Genomic DNA, 18,863 nt, shown 5'->3' with positions numbered 1-18,863 from the left:
CGCGCAGGCCGCGGCCGGTCTCGACGTCCACGTCGCCTGCCCGCCGGAGGGCTTCCTGCCCCGGGCACTGACCGCGCCCGGCACCGGCGTCCACCGGCCGGACCCGCTCTCAGGTCACGGCGGGCGCGGCCTCAGGGACCGTGCGGGTCAGGCGCCCCGCGCGGTGCAATCCGTAGAGGGAGGCCGAGCAGACGAGCCCGAGGACGAGCAGCGCCAGCCAGGGCAGCGCCGACATCCCGGCCGCGCGCGCCGCGTCGAGCGCGGCACCCGTGAGCAGATTGCCCAGGGTGATGCCGACACCGCAGATGGTGTTGTAGAGGCCGTAGTGGGTGGCGACGAGGCGGTCCCCCGACAGCTGGACGATGGTGTCCATCTCGAAGGGGTACGCGATCATCGTGCCCAGGGCCAGCAGCAGCGCCGCCAGCGTCGGCGGGACGGCGGCCAGCAGCCACCGTCCCGCGCCCGCGTCGGGCACGGGCACCGCCGTCGCCGCGAGCAGCGGCACGAAGGCGGCCCCCATGGTCATCAGCCCCCACGCCAGCGCCCGCCCCGGGGCCATCCGCCGCTTGCACCAGGCCGTCACGCGGGTCTGCGCGAGGATGGTGGTCAGGCCGGACGCCGCGAAGAGCAGCGCGACGGCGACGGTGCCGAACCGCCCGTCGCCGCCCAGGCGTCGCACCTCCAGGGGCAGCGCCAGATACACCTGGAAGGACAGCACGTACGAGCCGATCATGGCGGTCGAGAAGAGCAGGAAGGCGCGGTTGCGCACGATGCCCCGCCACTGCGCGAGGACTCCCGGCCCGCCGGCCGTACCCGCCGCGTCGTTGCCCCTGCGGGCGGGCAGCGAGCGGATCTGTACGACGCTCAGCGCCGCGAAGACCGCCGCCGCGACGACGCAGGTGATCCTGAAGTCGACTCCGGTGAGCAGCATGCCCACCAGGGGGCCGAGCAGGATGCCCGCCTGGTAGAAGACGTTGAACAGCGCGAAGGCCTCGACGCGGCGCTCGCCCGCGTCGGCGGCGAGGTAGGCCCGCACCGCCGGGTTGAACAGCGCCCCCGCGAAACCGGTGGCCGCCGACGCGAGGATCAGCGCGAGGACCGAGTCGACCAGGCCGAGCGTCGCGAAGCCGACGGTGCGCAGGACGCAGCCGGCGACGATGAGCGGCTTGTAGCCGAACCGGTCGGCGAGCGTGCCGCCGACCAGGAACATGCCCTGCTGGCTGAAGTTGCGCACGCCGAGGACGAGTCCGACGAGCCACCCGGCGAGGCCGAGGCCGCCGGACAGGTGCTGAGCCAGATAGGGCATCAGCATGTAGAAGCCGAGGTTGATGGTGAACTGGTTGGCCAGGAGCAGTTGGACGCTGCGCTCGTAGGAACGGAACTGTGTGAAGGTCGTCCTCATCGTGCCTCTCCCTCGGCGCCCCGGTCCGCCGTCGACGCGAGCAGCGGGTCGTGGACGGTGGCGCAGCGCGTCCAGCGGGTGACCTCCTTCTCGTCGGGTCGGCCCACGACATCCGGCTCCGGTGCCGGGGTGTGGCCCAACAGGCCGTGCGCGGCGCAGTATTCGTCGTCGTACACGGTCTCCAGATAGCGCTGGGGGCCGTCGGGGAAGACCGCGGCGACGCGGGTGTCGCGCGGCAGCGTCCGGACGAGCCAGCCGGCCACGAGGGCGACCGCGCCGACGCTCCAGCCGCCGGTCGCGTAGTGGGAGGCGGCCAGTTGGCGGCAGGCCCAGACGGATTCCGCGGGCGAGACCCAGTGGACCTCGCTGAAGTCGCCGTACGCGACGTTGCGCGGGTAGATGCTCGATCCGAGCCCGCGCATCAGGCGGGGCCGGGCGGGCTGGCCGAAGATGGTCGAGCCGACGGTGTCCACGCCGACCAGGCGCAGTTCGGGGTAGAGCTGGCGCAGGACGCGGGAGATGCCCGCGGAGTGCCCGCCGGTGCCGACACTGCACACGAGGACGTCGATGTGGCCCAGCTGCGCGGCCAGTTCGAGGGCGAGCGGGGTGTAGGCGGTGACGTTGTCGGGGTTGCCGTACTGGTCGGGGCACCACGATCCGGGGTGCTCGGCGAGGAGTTCGGCGACGCGGTCGCGCCGGGCCTGCTGCCAGCCGCCGTCGGGGTGCGGCTCGGGCACCATGTCGACGGTGGCGCCGTAGGCGGCCAGCAGGCGGGTCATGGAGGGTTCGAGTCCCGGGTCGGTGACGAGGGTGACCGGATGTCCGTGGACCATCCCGGCCAGCGCGAGGCCGAGGCCGAGGGTGCCGCTCGTCGACTCCACGATGCGTCGGCCGGGCCGCAAGTCGCCGCGGGCGCGGGCCCGTTCGACCATGTGCAGTCCGGGGCGGTCCTTGATGCCGCCGGGGTTGAAGCCCTCCAGCTTGGCCCAGAATCCCCGGCCGGAGGGGGTGAAGGGCCGGGAGACGTGCAGGACGGGGGTGTTGCCGACGAGGCCGGGAAGGGTGGACCCGGCGGGGGTGGGATCGTGCGCGGTCGGAGAGTTCATCTCTTCGTCTCTTCGCTCTCTTTCGGGGGCGGGAGGCGTGCGGAGCTCGTCCTGCACGCCGCCGCTTGGACAGCACGTGAGCGGCCGGCGCGGGGGCCGGACCGCGGGGCTGCCCTATATGCGCCACCGGCACAGGGAGTTCAGAGCGGATCTGCCGCCGCCCGGTACGCCCGCGGGCAGGGCGTCCGGGGTGCGGAGCGTGCGGCCGTCCGGGGCGTCCGCCGACGGCCGCGCGCAGACGCCGGGGGCCGCGACGGCAAGGACGCGGGCCGACGACTGCACGGCGGGGCCGGGGCCCGCTTCGTGACAGTGGTCCGGGGAGGCGGGCGCTTCGAGGACGACGCGTTGCGCGCCGTGGCGCTCCGACGGTGAGTGGAGTTGCCCGCTGAAGCACGCGAGCACCATGAACAACAGGGCGTACGACGTCGTACGCACCAACAGCCGAGGCAGCACAGATCCTCCGCGCGGTGACCGCCGTCGGGGGCGCACGGCGCACCGAGCACGGGCTCGGCACGTCGGCGGCCGGGGCGGAAGGGGGTGGGGGGGTGGGTGACGGTGCCGTCCACCCTCGCCGCGTCGCGCGAACGCGTCGTCGCGCGCGGGAGGCCGGACGCCGTGAACCAGCCGTCGGGCACGGGTCGGGACCCGGCCCGGCCAGGGGCCGAGGCGGTCAACCGCCGTGGTACGGAAGCTGGTTCGGAGGGGGCGTCGGCCTACACGCGCAGGATCGTGGTGTCCGCCGCATGCGCTATCGGGACCACGAAGTCCCGTCCGGCCAGATACGGGGCGCGGGTCAGCGCGGGAGCGCCGTCATTCCCTTCCGGGGCCAGCGGCGAGAGGCAGGGCCCGTCCACATCGGGCCCCTGCGGAGGCTGGCCGAGGGCGCATTCCTCGACGGTGTGCTGCCGGTGGTCGTGGTGGTGTTCGTCCGACGCGCCGGAGGCGGGCAGGGCACCCGGTACGGCGGCGTGCCGCTCAGAGGTGCTGTCGCCGTCGGTCCCGGTGAGACCGGATGCCGCGCTGTCGGCGACCAGGTGACGGCCTGTGACATCCGGGGCGGCCGCGTGGGAGAACACCAGGCAGAAGAGAAAAAGACCCAACCCCACAACCCGCCACAGAACCGCCGTAGAGCGGCTCCGTTGTGCACCGGGAGGAGACCAGGCCGTAATCACCCCGTGATCCTAACCCGATCTCCCGGGCCCCGACATCCCGACCCACACGAACACAGCGTGAACAAGCCAGCCTCACACGTCACTTCCCCCCACCCGCGGGGCAGTCACCCGAGAGCCGCACGCTCAGGCGGAGGCAGAGCCCCAGGATCTGCCGCAGGAGCACCACTTCGGCGGCGCCGACCCCGCAGACCCTGGAGCAGGGGCGCGAGGCCCCACCGAGAGCGATCTCCTTGCCGATGATTCCCATGCCCCACACTATACCCCCTAGGGGTATAGGAATCGCGAGGGAAACGAGAATCCCTAGGGGTACGCGTAGCCCGCACCCAGGCTGTCGTACGGGTCGAGGGTGAACACGTGCTCGCCGGTGCGGTGGGCGCTGCCCGTCACCTCGGTGACGAGACCGCCCGCCGCGTCGGCACCGGGAACGACCCTGCCGGTGAACACCGTTCCCATCACGGACTCATGAGTGAGTGTCAGCTCGCCGTCCACGCCCAGCCGGCCCTCGTCGGCGAGCAGCGCGAGCCGCGCGGACGTGCCCGAGCCGCAGGGGGAACGGTCGATCTGGCCGTCGGCGAACACGGTGACGTTGCGCTGGCGGAGGCCGTCGGGGATGTCCGGAAGCTCCTCGTGGAGGATCACGCCGTAGACCCCCGAGAGCAGAGGGCCGTCCGGGTGCCGGGTGGCGGGGTGACCCGCCAGCGCGGCACGGATCTCGCGCCCCGCCCGCAGCAGCGCGGGCAGCGCGTCCCGGTCCACGGTCAGCCCCAGGTCGCGGGCCGCCAGCGAGGCGTAGCAGGCACCGGCGTACGCGAGGTCGACCTCGACGGCGCCCAGGCTCGTGGTCACGGGCACCCTGCGGGCGGTGACCCGGGCGGGAACGTTGCGGAAGGTGACGCCGGTGGTGCGGCCCGCCGAGCGGTGCACCGTCGCGGTGACGCGCCCGGACGGCACGTCGACGCGGACCTGGACGTCACCCTCGTCGGGGGCGCCGACGAGGCCGGAGTCCACCGCCCAGGCGCCGAGGGCCATCGTGCCGTGGCCGCAGGCGGTCGAGTAGCCGTCCTTGTGCCAGAACAGGACGCCCAGGTGCGCCCCGTCGTCGTCCGGCGGCACGACGAACCCGCCGTACATGCCCGCGTGCCCCCGCGGCTCCTGGACGAGGAACCTGCGCACCTCGTCCAGGGGGCCGGGGCGCGGGGCGGTGGCGGAGCCCCGGGGGCCGATGACGGTGGCGCGCCGCTCGGCCACGCCGTCGCCGGGGACCGGCGGCAACCCGGCGTCGGACATGTCGACGATGCGGAAGGGCTCCCCCGCCGCGTGGTAGTCGGTGGTCCGCACGGTCGTGACGGCGGGCACGGTGGTGGCGCTGTTCACGGGACGGCTCGCGGGGCTGTTCACGGGACGGCTCGCGAGATTGTTCACGGGGCTGTTCACGGGGCTGTTCACGGCAGGAACCCTCCGGGACGGCGATCGCGTGACAGTAATATGTCACATTCTCCAGAGGGTTCCCGGCCGGACGGCACCGGTGGGCGGGGCCCGCTACGAGACGAAGCCCCGGGTGACGTGCGTGCCCGAACCGTCGTTCTCCGCGCGGTAGTTGGACTCCCCGACGCAGTCGCTGTACTCGTAGTTGGCGCGGGAGGTGCCGCTCAGACCGCCCCCGTCGGTGGACGTGGGTCCGCCGAAGACGACGTCGGACCTGGGCATGTCGGCGCAGCTGGGGATGCCCAGGTAGTACTCCACGAACCCGCCCTGGGAGCCTCGCAGACCGCCGCTGCCCGCCGGCAGCGTCCACGTCCCCAGATGGGTCTCCTTGCCGTTGACCGTGTCCCGGGCGGTGCCGGTCCAGGTGTCGCTCCCGGACTTCTGGACCCTGATGTCGTACCGGTGGCCGTAGACGGCGTCGAAGTCCACGGCGCAGGTCACGCCGGGGCCGCCGTCGGCGCCCTCGTGGCAGAGCGGGTCGGACGTCGTCGTGCCCGCGACGAAGCTGGAGAAGCGGGCGGAGAGTCTTTCCTTGCCGCCGCTGTTCGGGCGCGGCTGGAGGCCGGTGTAACCGACGTCGGGGGCGTTGCTGAAGCCGAACTGCTGGGCGAAGTAGATGCCGCTCTTGTGGGCCGTCGCGGTGTTCACGGTGATGGGGAAGGTGAGGTTGCTCAGCCCGGCCGCCGGGGCGCCGGACACCTGCCAGCTCACCGAGACGTTGCCGCCTCCGACGTCCGCGTGCGCGGACCCGGCCATGGCCATGAACAATCCCGTGGCCGCGGCGACCGCGGCGCAGCGGCGAAAGGCCTTGAAGGACATGTGCTGTTCCTCTCTGTGGGGGGGGGAACTGCTGCTCTGTGGAGGGAACTGCTGCCGAACAGGTTGTACGCACGCACGGCCCGCGCCGCCATGGACGATCGCGCGAACGGACTTGGACTCTTGACGGCCCCGCCGGTCGATGCTGGCCTGAGGTCCGCGACCGGCCCCGGTTCGCCACCGGTCCGCGGCCGCGGGCGGCCCGGGGTGCACGACCGGACCGCGCCCGTGCCCGGCCCGGGGCTTCGCACGTCTCCGCTCTTCGCAGGAGGTACCGATGAGGATGCTGATCAACGTCGCCGAGACCGTCGTCACCGACGCGCTGCGCGGGATGGCCGCCGCGCATCCCGAGCTCATCGTCGACGTCGAGAACCGCGTGATCGTACGCAGGGACGCACCCGTCGCCGGGAAGGTCGCCCTCGTCTCGGGCGGCGGGTCCGGGCACGAGCCGCTGCACGGCGGGTTCGTGGGACCCGGCATGCTGTCGGCCGCCTGCCCCGGCGAGGTCTTCACCTCACCGGTGCCGGACCAGATGGTGCGGGCCGCGGCCGCCGTGGACAGCGGCGAGGGCGTGCTGTTCGTCGTGAAGAACTACACCGGCGACGTGCTCAACTTCGACATGGCCGCCGAACTCGCCGAGGACGAGGGCATCCGGGTGGCCAAAGTGCTCGTCGACGACGACGTGGCCGTCAACGACAGCCTCTACACGGCCGGGCGACGCGGCACCGGCGGCACGCTCTTCGTGGAGAAGATCGCCGGGGCCGCCGCCGACGCGGGCATGCCGCTGGAGCGGGTCGAGTCCCTCGCGCGCCGGGTCAACGAGAACACCCGCAGCTTCGGCGTCGCGCTCAGCGCGTGCAGCACCCCGGCCAAGGGCAGCCCGACCTTTGAACTCCCTTCAGGAGAGCTGGAGTTGGGCATCGGCATTCATGGCGAGCCGGGGCGCGAGCGGCGCCCGATGATGACCTCCGGCGAGATCGCCGACTTCGCGGTGGACGCCGTCCTGGAGGATCTCGAACCGCGCGATCCGGTGCTCCTGCTCGTCAACGGCATGGGGGCCACTCCCCTGCTGGAGCTGTACGGCTTCAACGCCGAGGTCCAGCGCGTGCTCGTGGAGCGCGGTGTGCCCGTGGCCCGCACGCTCGTCGGCAACTACGTGACCTCGCTGGACATGTCCGGGGCCTCGGTGACGCTGTGTCAGATCGACGAGGATCTGCTGCGGCTGTGGGACGCGCCGGTCCGCACAGCGGGGCTGCGCTGGGGCATGTGACCGCCCGCTCCCCCTCGCACCGGGCCCGCGCCCACCCCTACGACGACGCTAGGAGAACCTGTGCTCGACGCCGACTTCTTCCGCCGCTGGCTGACGGCCACCGCCGCGGCCGTCGACCGCGAGGCGGACCGGCTCACCGAGTTGGACTCGCCCATCGGCGACGCCGACCACGGCAGCAATCTGCGGCGCGGCTTCACCGCCGTCGCGACCGCGCTGGAGAACGAGGGGCCCGACACGCCCGGGGCCGTACTGACCCTGGCGGGACGGCAGTTGATCTCGACGGTCGGCGGGGCAGCGGGCCCGCTCTACGGCACGCTGCTGCGCCGTACGGGCAAGGCGCTGGGCGAGGCCGCCGAGGTCGACGAGGCCGGATTCGCCGAGGCGCTGCGCACCGGCGTCGACGCGGTGGCCGCGCTCGGCGGTGCCGCGCCCGGCGACAAGACGATGCTGGACGCGCTCTACCCCGGCCTCGACGCTCTCACCGAGTCCTTCGGCGCGGCCCGGGCGGCGGCGCTCGACGGCGCTCTCGCCACGACCCCGCTGCGGGCCCGCAAGGGCCGCGCGAGCTATCTGGGCGAGCGCAGCGTCGGGCACCAGGACCCCGGCGCGACGTCCTCGGCGCTGCTCTTCGCGGCGCTCGCCGAGACCGCGCGGGACGGCGGGGCGGGCAACGGCGGGGCGCGGGAGGGCGGCCATGGCTGAGGGACGGCTGGTCGGCATCGTGCTCGTGTCGCACAGCGGTCCCGTCGCCGAGGCGGTCGTCGCGCTCGCCGCGGGCCTCGCGGGCGGCGGCGCCACCGCGCCCGTCGCCGCGGCGGGCGGTACGGCGGACGGCGGGCTCGGCACCAGCGCGGAGCTGATCGCGGCGGCCGCCGCGCAGGTCGACCGCGGCGCGGGCGTCGCGCTCCTGACCGACCTCGGCAGCGCGGTCCTCACCGTGAAGGCACTGCTTGCCGACGGCGACGAACTCCCGGACGGCGCGCGCCTGGTGGACGCCCCGTTCGTGGAGGGCGCGGTCGCGGCCGTGGTGACCGCGTCGGCCGGTGCCGACCTGGCCGCCGTGGAGGCGGCGGCCACGGAGGCGTACGCCTACCGGAAGGTGTGAGGCCGCAGGCGAGTCGCCGCTACTTCCGCCGGACGAACTGCCGGGCCAGCGCGTCGCCGCGTGCGACGGCGGCCCGGTGGCTCTCGATCGGGGTCGCCTTGGGCCCCTTGAACAGGATGTACGTGACGCCGGGGCCCGCGCCGCCCGTCCTCGGGTCGGGCCGGATGCCGAGCGCCTTGGCCGTCGCGTACGACGCCTCGCCGATCAGGTCGGTGGGGCCGGTGTCGCCGACGACGGCGTACTGGACCCGGTCGCGGTGGATCACGGCGGCGACGGTGCCGCCGGTGATGCCGTGCCCGGCATGGTTCCAGCGCCGGCTCGCGCCGGGCACGACGACGTAGGGCAGGCGTGCGGCGTCGAGCTGCCGGCCGTCGGACTGCTGGAAGGCCGTGGCGTGGAGGAAGAGCGGGTCGGTGCGGCGGTTGCAGGCCTTCGTCGGCCGCCCGTCGCAGTCGATGTCCATGTCGGCCTTCCAGAAGACCGCGCCGCGCGTCCCGCAGACGGGGACGTCCGCGCGGGCACCGTCGTCCGTGCGGAACTTGCCGTGCGAGATCTGCTTGCAGGACCGCGTCCTGGCCAGCAGGTCGGCGGCCCGCACGGAGCCCTCCTGGACGGCGGGGACAGCGGGGCCGGCGGGGTCGGCAGGTGCGGTGGAGTCGGCGGGCACCACGGGGGCGACCTGCGCGGCCGGAGCCCCCGGCCGTCCCGGGGCACCCGGAGCGCCCGGAGCGCCCGCAAGGCCTCCCGGCGCCTCCGCGCCGCCCCGCGCGTCCGAGCCACTCCACCCCGCCGCACCAGGCTGCCCGGCCGAAGCGCCCTGTCCCGCCGGACCGCCCGCCCCTTCCGAACCGCTCCCCGCCCCTGAACCATCCCTCGGATCAGGCGATCTGACGGCCGGTCCGGCCGACGGCGGCTGCGCCGCGGCGGGGCAGGAGGCGGGGGCCAGCAGGGCGGCTCCGGCAGCGACGGCCAGAGCCGCCGTTCTGGTACGCACGTGAAAGAACCCTTCGTGGGGGATGACTGACGGCTTGTAGGCCAGATATCCCGATCTGCGCCCAGACGTACCCCGACTGCGCCGTTCGGGGGATGGACCCTCCGCCACTAACCCCTTGATGTGCCCCCGTCAGCTGTGTCAAATAGGTCCGGACCAATGCCGACGAGTGGAAGGCAGCACCCCGTGCGACGGACCCCCCATCTGTCCACCCCACTGGCCCTGCTGACCGTCATGGCCGCGACCGCGGTCACGCTCGGCGGCTGCGGGTGGGGCGGCGAGGACACCAAGGACACCAGCCCTCCCGCCGCACCCCGGGGCCTGACCGTGCAGGCGGGCAGCGCCACCACCGCCCACGTCATGTGGAACCAGGCCACCGACAACACCGGCGTCACCGCCTACGAGGTCTACCGCGACGCCAAGAAGGTCAAGGAGGTGCCGAGCAGCCGCCACATGGTGGACGTCGTCGGACTCAAGGCCTCCACCACGTACACCTTCACCGTCCGCGCCCGCGACGCCGAGGGGAACGTCAGCGAGGACAGCAGGAAGCTCACCGTCACGACGCCCAAGGCCGCCGCCGCGGACCGCGAGGCACCGACCCGCCCCGCGCACCTGAAGGGCGAGGCCGAGGGCAGTCGCGCGGCGATGCTCTCCTGGGGCAGGTCGACGGACGACAAGGCCGTGGCCTCGTACGAGATCTACCAGGGCGGTTCGAAGATCCACAGCGTGGGCGGCGGGCAGACCGCGACGCTGGTCACCGGATTGCGGCCCGGCACCGACTACACCTTCACGGTCAAGGCGCGCGACGCCGCCGACAACTTCTCGCCCGCGAGCGCCGAGGTCCGGCTCACGACAGCGCCGGGCAAGGACTCGGGGCGCGCCACGGCGCCCACCGGCTTCCGCGCGGCGACGCACCGCAAGGACGGCGCGTACTACATCGACCTGACGTGGACGCCGCCGCGCACCGGCGGCGCCGTGGCGGAGTATCAGATCCAACTGGACGGCCGCACCGTCACCTCGCTCGTCTTCGGCGGCACCGCGCCCGAGGACAAGGCCGAGCACAGCTTCTACATCGGCAGGCAGGACGGGGAGCGGCACCGCGTCCGGATCCGCCCCAAGCTGCCGGACGGGACCTGGGGCAGCTACTCCCCCGAGCGGACGGTCACCACGGGCGAGTGACCGGGGCTCCTCCCGCGCTCATCCGCTTCCCCGCGCGGCGGCCGCCCGTTCACTCAGCAGGGCCGCCGCGCGCCGGCACCAGTCGCGGGTCTCCCGTTCGAAGGAGAGCCCGCGCAGACAGGTCAGATAGGGGCCGACGCGCTCGCCGGTGCGCAGGAACTCCGCCTCGTCGGCGCCGCCCCGCAGCTTCACGAGGAGCTTGTCCAGGACCTCGATCTTCGCGTCGGCGACCGCGGCCCGCTCCGTGAGCTGCTCGATCACCGGCGCCGCGGCGACGCCGTCGACCGCCTGCACCTTGACCAGCAGGTCGTCGCGGATGAACGACGGCTTCGCGGCGCGGGCGGCGAACCGCTCCATCTCGGCGAGGCCCGCGTCGGTGACCCGGAACAGCCGCTTGTTCGGACGCCCCTCCTGGACCACCTCCCGGCCCGCGACCAGGCCCTCCGTCTCCAGCTTGGCCAGCTCGGCGTAGAGCTGCTGGGGCAGCGCGTGCCAGAAGTTGGCCACGCCGATGTCGAAGCCCTTGGCCAGCTGATAGCCGCTGTACTCGCCGTCCAGCAGCGCCGCGAGCACCGCGTGCCGCAGAGCCATCGCCGGACCCCCTTCCCTTTCGCCGTCGCGTACCCCCATCATAGTCATCAATCTGAGTAGTCAGATTGATGACTATGAAAACCCGGCCACGAGCGGCGGCGCGCCCCTCGTGCCGCCGACCGTCCGGGAGGACCCATGACGCACCCCACCGCCGCCCGCTTCCGCGACATCGTCGAGAAGCGCGACCTCTCCGCCCTTGCGGAACTGTTCACTCCGGACGTGCGGTTCTACAGCCCGGTGAAGTTCACCCCGTTCGAGGGCCGGCCGATGGTGCTCGGACTCTTCGGCGTACTGCTGCGCACGTTCGAGGACTTCCGGTACGTCGGCTCCTACACCGGCGAGGCGCAGACGAGCGCCGACGGCGGCGAGGCCGAGTCGGACGTCCTGCTCTTCCGTACGACCGTGAACGGCAAGGAGATCCACGGCATCGACCTGCTGCACTTCGACGAGGAGGGCCGGATCAAGGAGTTCACCGTGATGGTCCGCCCGCAGTCGGCGGTCCAGACGCTCGGACAGGCGGTGTACGAGGGCCTGGTCGCCGACGGCCTCGTCCCCGCGCCGTGAGGAGCCGGGGCGCGGCCCCGTACGCCGGGTGACGGTCCGGCAGGTCCGGCTGACGGTCCGACAGGTCCCGTGAGCGCCCGCGGCACCCGCCCGAAGTGACGGCCGATCAGGTAGCGGTCTGAGCCGGACGAAGGATTCCGTCACCTGCCCGGCGGCCCTCCGCATGCGGCGCGCGGTCGCGGCGCGTTGGCTCTTCGTCAGGTAGCACGGGCGTTTCCCCGACATGCGGCGGCGCATGGGTTGTTCCGCCTCCCGTGCCACCGGAGGGCAGTCTCATGCGTACTACTCAGATATGTGTCCGGGCCGGCCTGACCGTCTCCGCCGCGGCACTGCCGCTGATCCTCGGTGCACCTTCGGCTTCCGCGGGCGGCGGGATCAATGTGACCGCCACCGGATCCACCGTGCAGGTCACCACCTCCGCCTGTGTCAACGGCGGCACGGCCTCGCTCATGGGCGGCGCCAACGCCAGCTTCGCCGGCGGCCAACAGGTGGACGTGACCAATGGGAGCGGTACCTGGCGGAATGTCAGCGCCGGCACCTACACGGTGCTCGTCACCTGCAAGGACGGCTCGTCCGTCGGGCCTCGGACCGTCACCGTCGGCACCACGCCGACGGCCTCCTCGACCACCGCGCCCGCGCGCGGCGTGCGGGGTGGACTCGGGGGCGGTACCGAGGACCGGGGCACGCTCACGCTCGTCACGGGCGGGGCCCTGGTGGCCGCGGCCGCCGGCGGGGGCTTCTGGTACCTGCGGCGCCGAGGAGCCGCGGGCCGGACCTGAACACGGGCACGGCGACAAGAGCACCACCGACCGCCGCCCCGCCGCCGACACGGCGGCCGGGCGGCGGTTCTCTGCGCTCCCGCACCACCCCGCACGACCACCCCACCCTCCCCGGGCACCCTTGCCCGCCCCACCGAACCGACTTACGGTCCTCCCAGCCGACAGGGAGGGCGCGTCCATGACACGACCGCTCAGCGTTCAGCTCTACAGCGTGCGCGACCAGCTCGCCGCCGACCGGGAGGGGACGCTGCGCCGCCTCGCCTCCCTCGGGTACGGCGCGGTGGAGGCGTACGACGTCCTCGACGACGCCAAGGGGCTGCGGCGGATCGTCGACGCTCTCGGCCTCACCGTGTCCGGCGCGCACGTGATGCAGCTGCTCGGCCCCGAGCCGGGTCCCGTCCTCGACGCGGTGGCCACGCTCGGCACCGACCTCGCGATCGTCCCTGCGGGCGTCCCGCACGAGGAGTTCACCTCGCGCGACGGCCTCGCGCGGACCGCCGAGCGGCTCAACTCCCTCGCCAAGAAGGCGGAACGGCACGGACTGCGCGTCGGCTACCACAACCACTGGTGGGAGATCGAGCCCCGCTTCGACGCCGCGGACGGAGCGGCCGACGAAGCCCGGCCGCACGCCGTCGAGATCCTCGCCGGACTCCTCGACCCCGCCGTGTTCCTGGAGGTCGACACCTACTGGGCGGCCGTCGGCGGCGCCGAGGTGCCGGGGCTGCTGCGCCGCCTCGGCGACCGCGTACGGGCCCTGCACCTCAAGGACGGGCCCGGCACCAAGGAGGACCCGAACGTGGCGGTCGGCGGCGGCACCATGCCGGTGCCGGAGATCCTCGCCGCCGCGCCCCACGCCTGGCGGATCGTCGAGTTCGACTCCTGCGCGGGCTCCGCGGACACCCTCTTCGACGAGCTGAAGGCCAGCCACACCTATCTCACCTCCTTGGAGGCGGCGTGAGTTCACCCTCCACGGGCTCGGGTCCCGTCGGCGTCGCCGTCGTCGGCGCGGGCGTCATCAGCGCCCAGTACCTGCGTACGCTCGGCCGGTTCCCGGACGTCCGGGTGGTGGCCGTCGCCGACCTCGACGAGGAGCGGGCCGCCACCGTGGCCCGCGCCCACGGCATACCGGTGTCGGGCGACGTGGCGACGGTGCTCGCCCTGCCGGAGGTCGAACTCGTCGTCAACCTCACCGTGCCCGCCGCGCACGCGCAGGTGGCGACGGCCGCGCTGCGCGCCGACAAGCACGTCTACGGCGAGAAGCCGATCACGCTCGCGCCCGCCGAGGCCGAGAAGCTGCTCGCCGAGGCGGCCGAGCGGGGACTGCTCGTGGGCAACGCCCCGGACACCTTCCTCGGCGCGGGCCTGCAGTCGGCGCTGCGGGCCGTGGCGGCCGGACACATCGGCGTGCCCGTGGCGGCGACGACCGTGACGCAGAGTCTGGGACCGGAGGGCTGGCACCCCGATCCGGCGTTCTTCTACCAGCCGGGCGCGGGACCGCTCTTCGACCTCGGCCCCTACTATCTGACCTCGCTCGTCGCCCTGTTCGGCGGCGTGTCGCGGGTCGCGGCGACGGCGGCACGCGCGCGCACGGAGCGCACCGTCGGGTCGGGCCCGAAGGCCGGGCAGGTCTTCCCCGTCGACGTGCCGACGCACGTGTCGGCGCTCGTCGAGTTCGCGTCCGGGGTACGGGCCGCCTCGACGTTCAGCTTCGACTCGGCGCTGCCCCGCATCCGCTTCGAGGTGACCGGGACCGAGGGCACGCTCGCGGTGCCCGACCCGAACACGTTCGGCGGCCCGCTGCGGCTGCTGCCCAACGGAGCCGAGGAGTGGCGCGAACTGCCCGTGCGGGGGCGGACGGACGGCCGCGGCCTCGGTGTGGTCGACATGGCGCGCGCCGTGCGCGGCGGCACCGCCCACCGCGCCTCCGGCGCGCTCGCCCTGCACGTCCTGCAGACCATGACGGCGATCACGCGCGCGGCCGAGCGTTCGGAGTTCACCGCACCGGCGACGCGAGTCGTACCGCCGGAGCCGCTGCCCACCGACTGGGATCCCGGGGCAGCCACCCTCGGCTGAGCCGCCTGCCGGGCCACCGGAACGGAAGGGCCGCACATCGGTCAGCTCGACGCGTCGGGTTCCCCCGTGGCCCCGACACCGGCGGTCTTGCCGGTCCTGTCGGTCTTGCCGGTCCCGTCGGTCTTGCCGGTCTTGTCGGTCCCGGCCGTCTCGTCGGTCCCGTCGATCTCCTCGATCGCCCGCGCGAGCCACTGCGTCCAGAAGGTCTCCAGGTCGATGCCCGCGCGCAGCACCACGTGCCGCAGCCGGTCCTCGACGGCATCCTTCCCGGGCGGGAAGTCCCGCCGCTCGATCTCCTCGTACTCCGCCAACTGCCCTTGGTGCAGCTCCAGATGGCGGCGCAGGTCCGCCAGGATGCCGTCCGTGCCGACGACGGCGGCGGCACGCAGGCGCAGCAGGAGGGTGTCGCGCAGGGGCTTGGGGTCCTGGCTCGCGGCCGTCCAGCGGGCCAGTTCGGCGCGGCCCGCCGGCAGGACCTCGTACTCCTTCTTCTGTCCGCGCGTCGCCCCCTGCCGGGGCAGCGCGCGGATCGCCCCCTCGCGCTCCAGCCTGCCCAGCTCGCGGTAGATCTGCTGGTGCGTGGCCGACCAGAAGTAGCCGATCGACTTGTCGAACCTGCGCGTCAGCTCCAGGCCCGACGACGGCTTCTCCAGCAGGGCGGTGAGGATGGCGTGCGGGAGTGACATGCGGGCCATCCTAAGGACACCTCACCCGGGGCGCCGTCGCCCCGGGCGGGCGGGTCACAGGGCGGCGGCCAGCTCCGTGCCCTGCTTGATCGCGCGCTTGGCATCCAGCTCGGCGGCGATGTCCGCGCCGCCGATCAGGTGGGCCTCCACACCCGCCGCGGTGAGCTCCTCGTACAGGCCGCGGCGGGGTTCCTGCCCCGAGCAGACGACGACCGTGTCGACCGGGATGACGGAGGACTCGCCGTCGACGGTGATGTGCAGGCCCGCGTCGTCGATCAGGTCGTACTGGACGCCCGCGACCATGGCGACGCCCCGGTGGCGCAGTTCGGTGCGGTGGATCCAGCCCGTCGTCTTGCCGAGGTTCTGGCCGACCTTGGACGTCTTGCGCTGGAGGAGGTGGACGGTGCGCGGCGGCGCCGGGCGCTCGGGCGCGGTCAGGCCGCCGCGCTCGCGGTAGTCCATGTCGACGCCCCACTGCCGGAAGTACGTCGCCGGGTCCAGACTCGCCTTCTCGCCGCCGTCGGTGAGGTACTCGGCGACGTCGAAGCCGATGCCGCCCGCGCCGATGATCGCGACCCGCTCCCCCACGGGCGCGCCGTCGCGCAGCACGTCGAGGTAGCCGACGACGCTGGGGTGGTCGATGCCGGGGATCTCGGGGGTGCGGGGCGTGACGCCGGTGGCGAGCACCACCTCGTCGTACGCCGCCTCCGTGAGCTGCTCGGCCGTGACGACCGTGTCCAACCGCACGTCCACGCCGTGCAGTTCGAGCTGGGTGCGGTAGTAGCGCAGCGTCTCGTCGAACTCCTCCTTGCCCGGGACCTTGCGGGCGACGTTGAGCTGGCCGCCGATCTCGGGGGCGGCGTCGAAGAGCGTGACGTCGTGGCCGCGCTCGGCCGCGGAGACGGCGAAGGCGAGCCCGGCGGGGCCCGCGCCGACGACGGCCAGGCGCTTCTTGGTGCGGGTCGGCGAGAGGACCAGCTCGGTCTCGTGGCAGGCGCGCGGGTTCACCAGGCAGGAGGTGATCTGCAGGTTGAAGGTGTGGTCCAGGCAGGCCTGGTTGCAGCCGATACAGGTGTTGATCGCCTCGGACCGCTCCGCCTGCGCCTTGGCGACGAAGTCGGGGTCGGCGAGCAGCGGGCGGGCGAGCGACACCATGTCGGCCGCGCCGTCGGCGAGCAACTGCTCGGCGATCTCGGGGGTGTTGATGCGGTTGGTGGTGACGAGCGGGACGGAGACCTCGCCCATGACCTTCTTGGTGACGAAGGTGTACGCACCGCGCGGCACCGACGTCGCGATGGTGGGGATGCGTGCCTCGTGCCAGCCGATGCCGGTGTTGATGATGGTCGCGCCCGCCGCCTCGATCTCCTTGGCGAGGTGGACGACCTCCTCCAGGGTGGAGCCGCCGGGGACGAGGTCCAGCATGGACAGGCGGTAGATGATGATGAAGTCCGCGCCGACGCGCTCGCGGGTGCGGCGGACGATCTCGACGGGGAACCGGATGCGGTTCTCGTAGGCGCCGCCCCAGCGGTCGGTGCGCTGGTTGGTGGGGGCCGCGATGAACTCGTTGATCAGGTAGCCCTCGGAGCCCATGACCTCGACGCCGTCGTACCCGGCGAGCTTGGCGAGCTCGGCGGCGCGCACGAAGTCCTCGATGGTCTGCTCGACCTCGTCGTCGGTGAGCTCGCGCGGCACGAAGGGGCTGATCGGCGCCTGGAGCGGGCTCGGGGCGACCAGCTTGTCGTGGTAGGCGTACCGCCCGAAGTGCAGGATCTGCATCGCGATCCGGCCGCCCTCGGCGTGCACGGCCGCGGTCACCCCGGCGTGCTTCTCGGCCTCCGCCTCCGTGGTCAGCTTGGCGCCGCCGTCCCAGGGGCGGCCGACCTCGTTCGGTGCGATGCCGCCGGTGACGATGAGGCCGACGCCGCCGCGCGCGCGGGTCGCGTAGAACTCGGCCATCCGCTCGAAGCCGTTCGGCGCCTCTTCGAGGCCCACGTGCATGGAACCCATCAGGACCCGGTTGGGCAGGGTGGTGAATCCCAGGTCGAGCGGGTTGAGCAGGTTCGGGTATCGGCTCATGCGGCCCCTCCGTACGCGATGTCCACAGGACAGTTGTAGACCAGGCGCGAACCCTTGTGCAACTAGTTGCATAAGGCGTGACCGGGGTCTCTCCCGAGTGTCGGCACGGTCCCTGCAGGTTCAGCGCGATGTCCGAATCCCGCCAGCCGCGCTCACGCGCGCGACGCAGACTTGACCTCGTCAAGCTCGCGACCGAGGCCTCCGGCCCCGGGGACCACGCACCATCGAGGAGAGTCCGATGACCGTCTACACGACGACCGACAGCCCGCTGGGCGAGCTGCTGCTGGTGGGCGAGGCCTCGGCCACCGCCAAGGGCGGCACCGCGCTGGCCTCGCTGTCCATGCCCGGCCAGAAGGGCGGCGCCGTCGTCCGGGACGGCTGGGTCCGCGACGACGAGGCGTTCGACGCCATCACCGCGCAGCTGCGCGCGTACTTCGCCGGGAGCCTGACCCACTTCGACATCGAGTACGCGACCGGGGCGGGCACGGAGTTCCAGCGCAAGGTCTGGGACGCCCTGGACTCGGTGCCCTACGGCACCACGACCACCTACGGGCGGCTCGCCGAGGGGCTCGGCCTCTCCCGCGCCGCGGTCCGCGCCCTGGGCACCGCCATCGGCCGCAATCCGCTGCTCGTCGTCCGCCCCTGCCACCGCGTGATCGGCGCCGACGGGTCCCTGACCGGGTACGCGGGCGGCCTGGAGCGCAAGCAGCGGCTCCTCGACCTGGAGGCGGCATGACCACCACCAGGACCCCGGCCGCGGCGGTCGACGCGGCCGACTGGCCGGCGCTGGCCGCCGAACTCGACGCGCACGGCTGCGCGCTCACGCCCCGGCTCCTCGGCCCGGACGAGTGCCGAGCGATCGCGGCCCTCTACGACGACCTCACGCTGTTCCGCTCCACGGTCGACATGGCACGGCACCGCTTCGGCTCCGGGCGGTACCGCTACTTCACGCACGACCTGCCGGAGCCCGTCGCGCGGCTGCGGGCGGCGCTCTATCCGCACCTGCTGACCGTCGCCCGCGACTGGGCGGCCCGGCTGGGCCGCCCGGCACCGTGGCCCGACTCCCTGGAGGAGTGGCTCGACCAGTGCCACGCGGCGGGCCAGACCCGGTCGGCGCAGATCCTCCTGCGCTACGAGGAGGGCGACTGGAACGCCCTGCACCGCGACCTCTTCGGGGACATGGTCTTCCCGCTCCAGGTCGTCATCGGTCTCGACGAGCCGGGCACCGACTACACGGGCGGCGAGTTCCTCCTGGTCGAACAGCGGCCGCGGGCGCAGTCGCGCGGCACGTCGACGGTCCTGGAGCAGGGGCACGGCCTGGTCTTCACCACCCGCGACCGTCCCGTCCGCTCGACCCGCGGCTGGTCGGCGGGGCCGGTGCGGCACGGCGTGAGCACGGTGCGCTCAGGACTGCGGAGGTCACTGGGGCTGGTGTTCCACGACGCGTCCTGAGGGGTGCTCTCCGCCGGGCGTCCTGGGGCGCGCCCTGAGGGGCGTCCTGAGGGGCGTTCTCCGCCACGCGCCCCGAGAGGTGTCCCCCGGCCACCGAAAAGCCGTTGATCGGGCCC

The 18,863-nt window shown here is 73.2% G+C and carries 21 protein-coding genes; 10 read left to right on the top strand and 11 right to left on the bottom strand.

Annotation, left to right across the window (positions count from 1 at the left end):
* Positions 1-109: 109 nt before the first annotated feature.
* The 7 genes from AB0L89_RS16755 to AB0L89_RS16725 form a co-directional block, all read right to left on the bottom strand.
* Positions 110-1,402, bottom strand: a complete 1,293-nt coding sequence (locus AB0L89_RS16755) for an MFS transporter (RefSeq protein ID WP_365141027.1) — start codon at positions 1,400-1,402, stop codon at positions 110-112.
* Positions 1,399-2,508 carry a PLP-dependent cysteine synthase family protein gene (locus AB0L89_RS16750; RefSeq protein ID WP_365141024.1) on the bottom strand — a complete coding sequence of 370 codons (1,110 nt, stop codon included), beginning with the start codon at positions 2,506-2,508 and terminating at the stop codon, positions 1,399-1,401. Before AB0L89_RS16750 ends, AB0L89_RS16755 begins: the two co-directional genes overlap by 4 nt.
* A gap of 114 nt (positions 2,509-2,622) precedes the next feature.
* Entirely contained in the window at positions 2,623-2,961 is a 339-nt protein-coding gene (locus tag AB0L89_RS16745) for a hypothetical protein (RefSeq protein ID WP_365141021.1), read from the bottom strand.
* Positions 2,962-3,221: 260 nt separating this feature from the next.
* The gene (locus AB0L89_RS16740) at positions 3,222-3,584 is read right to left on the bottom strand and encodes a hypothetical protein (RefSeq protein ID WP_365141018.1); all 363 of its coding nucleotides are present in this window, start codon (positions 3,582-3,584) and stop codon (positions 3,222-3,224) included.
* A gap of 175 nt (positions 3,585-3,759) precedes the next feature.
* Positions 3,760-3,927: a hypothetical protein gene (locus AB0L89_RS16735; RefSeq protein WP_365141015.1), complete on the bottom strand. Its 168-nt coding sequence runs from the start codon at positions 3,925-3,927 to the stop codon at positions 3,760-3,762.
* A gap of 53 nt (positions 3,928-3,980) precedes the next feature.
* Positions 3,981-5,036: a proline racemase family protein gene (locus AB0L89_RS16730; protein WP_365141094.1), complete on the bottom strand. Its 1,056-nt coding sequence runs from the start codon at positions 5,034-5,036 to the stop codon at positions 3,981-3,983.
* A gap of 183 nt (positions 5,037-5,219) precedes the next feature.
* Positions 5,220-5,984, bottom strand: coding sequence for a hypothetical protein (locus tag AB0L89_RS16725; RefSeq protein WP_365141012.1), 765 nt, complete (start codon positions 5,982-5,984; stop codon positions 5,220-5,222).
* A gap of 274 nt (positions 5,985-6,258) precedes the next feature.
* On the opposite strand from AB0L89_RS16725, the gene dhaK reads away from it, so the two are divergent.
* From dhaK to AB0L89_RS16710, 3 genes are read left to right on the top strand one after another with little or no spacing between them, the layout of a single operon-like run.
* Entirely contained in the window at positions 6,259-7,251 is a 993-nt protein-coding gene (gene dhaK, locus AB0L89_RS16720) for a dihydroxyacetone kinase subunit DhaK (RefSeq protein WP_365141009.1), read from the top strand.
* A 60-nt stretch (positions 7,252-7,311) separates the two neighbouring features.
* Positions 7,312-7,953, top strand: coding sequence for a dihydroxyacetone kinase subunit DhaL (gene dhaL, locus AB0L89_RS16715; protein ID WP_365141006.1), 642 nt, complete (start codon positions 7,312-7,314; stop codon positions 7,951-7,953).
* Positions 7,946-8,356, top strand: coding sequence for a PTS fructose transporter subunit IIA (locus AB0L89_RS16710; RefSeq protein WP_365141003.1), 411 nt, complete (start codon positions 7,946-7,948; stop codon positions 8,354-8,356). Before dhaL ends, AB0L89_RS16710 begins: the two co-directional genes overlap by 8 nt.
* A gap of 19 nt (positions 8,357-8,375) precedes the next feature.
* Here AB0L89_RS16710 and AB0L89_RS16705 read toward each other — a convergent pair whose 3' ends face one another.
* Entirely contained in the window at positions 8,376-9,026 is a 651-nt protein-coding gene (locus tag AB0L89_RS16705) for a glycoside hydrolase family 75 protein (protein WP_365141000.1), read from the bottom strand.
* A gap of 555 nt (positions 9,027-9,581) precedes the next feature.
* On the opposite strand from AB0L89_RS16705, the gene AB0L89_RS16700 reads away from it, so the two are divergent.
* A complete protein-coding gene (locus AB0L89_RS16700) occupies positions 9,582-10,526 on the top strand; it encodes a fibronectin type III domain-containing protein (protein ID WP_365141091.1) in 945 nt (314 codons plus the stop codon).
* An 18-nt stretch (positions 10,527-10,544) separates the two neighbouring features.
* Here AB0L89_RS16700 and AB0L89_RS16695 read toward each other — a convergent pair whose 3' ends face one another.
* Positions 10,545-11,117 carry a PadR family transcriptional regulator gene (locus AB0L89_RS16695; protein ID WP_365140997.1) on the bottom strand — a complete coding sequence of 191 codons (573 nt, stop codon included), beginning with the start codon at positions 11,115-11,117 and terminating at the stop codon, positions 10,545-10,547.
* Positions 11,118-11,252: 135 nt separating this feature from the next.
* Here AB0L89_RS16695 and AB0L89_RS16690 point away from each other — a divergent pair, with 135 nt between their 5' ends.
* From AB0L89_RS16690 to AB0L89_RS16675, 4 genes are all read left to right on the top strand, one after another.
* Entirely contained in the window at positions 11,253-11,681 is a 429-nt protein-coding gene (locus AB0L89_RS16690; protein WP_365140994.1) for a nuclear transport factor 2 family protein, read from the top strand.
* 275 nt (positions 11,682-11,956) lie between these two features.
* Positions 11,957-12,460 carry a hypothetical protein gene (locus AB0L89_RS16685; protein WP_365140992.1) on the top strand — a complete coding sequence of 168 codons (504 nt, stop codon included), beginning with the start codon at positions 11,957-11,959 and terminating at the stop codon, positions 12,458-12,460.
* Positions 12,461-12,638: 178 nt separating this feature from the next.
* Positions 12,639-13,418 (top strand): sugar phosphate isomerase/epimerase, encoded by a 780-nt coding sequence (locus AB0L89_RS16680; protein ID WP_365140989.1) that lies wholly within the window; start codon positions 12,639-12,641, stop codon positions 13,416-13,418.
* Positions 13,415-14,533 carry a Gfo/Idh/MocA family oxidoreductase gene (locus AB0L89_RS16675; protein WP_365140986.1) on the top strand — a complete coding sequence of 373 codons (1,119 nt, stop codon included), beginning with the start codon at positions 13,415-13,417 and terminating at the stop codon, positions 14,531-14,533. Before AB0L89_RS16680 ends, AB0L89_RS16675 begins: the two co-directional genes overlap by 4 nt.
* Positions 14,534-14,574: 41 nt before the next feature.
* Here the strand turns inward: AB0L89_RS16675 and AB0L89_RS16670 are convergent, their stop codons facing one another.
* Positions 14,575-15,219, bottom strand: coding sequence for a PadR family transcriptional regulator (locus tag AB0L89_RS16670; RefSeq protein WP_365140983.1), 645 nt, complete (start codon positions 15,217-15,219; stop codon positions 14,575-14,577).
* Positions 15,220-15,273: 54 nt separating this feature from the next.
* Positions 15,274-17,295, bottom strand: coding sequence for an NADPH-dependent 2,4-dienoyl-CoA reductase (locus AB0L89_RS16665; protein ID WP_365140980.1), 2,022 nt, complete (start codon positions 17,293-17,295; stop codon positions 15,274-15,276).
* Between the two features lie 238 nt (positions 17,296-17,533).
* On the opposite strand from AB0L89_RS16665, the gene AB0L89_RS16660 reads away from it, so the two are divergent.
* Together AB0L89_RS16660 and AB0L89_RS16655 are read left to right on the top strand one after the other, a co-directional pair.
* Positions 17,534-18,031, top strand: coding sequence for a methylated-DNA--[protein]-cysteine S-methyltransferase (locus AB0L89_RS16660; protein ID WP_365140977.1), 498 nt, complete (start codon positions 17,534-17,536; stop codon positions 18,029-18,031).
* The gene (locus AB0L89_RS16655) at positions 18,028-18,747 is read left to right on the top strand and encodes a 2OG-Fe(II) oxygenase (protein ID WP_365140974.1); all 720 of its coding nucleotides are present in this window, start codon (positions 18,028-18,030) and stop codon (positions 18,745-18,747) included. The genes AB0L89_RS16660 and AB0L89_RS16655 overlap by 4 nt, the downstream gene beginning before the upstream one ends.
* Positions 18,748-18,863: the final 116 nt, after the last annotated feature.

The sequence above is a fragment of the Streptomyces sp. NPDC052114 genome, assembly GCF_040680155.1.
In the GTDB taxonomy this organism is placed as follows: domain Bacteria; phylum Actinomycetota; class Actinomycetes; order Streptomycetales; family Streptomycetaceae; genus Streptomyces.
Note: the sequence above shows the minus strand (reverse complement) of the source record. Positions and strands in the feature narration are given on the sequence as shown.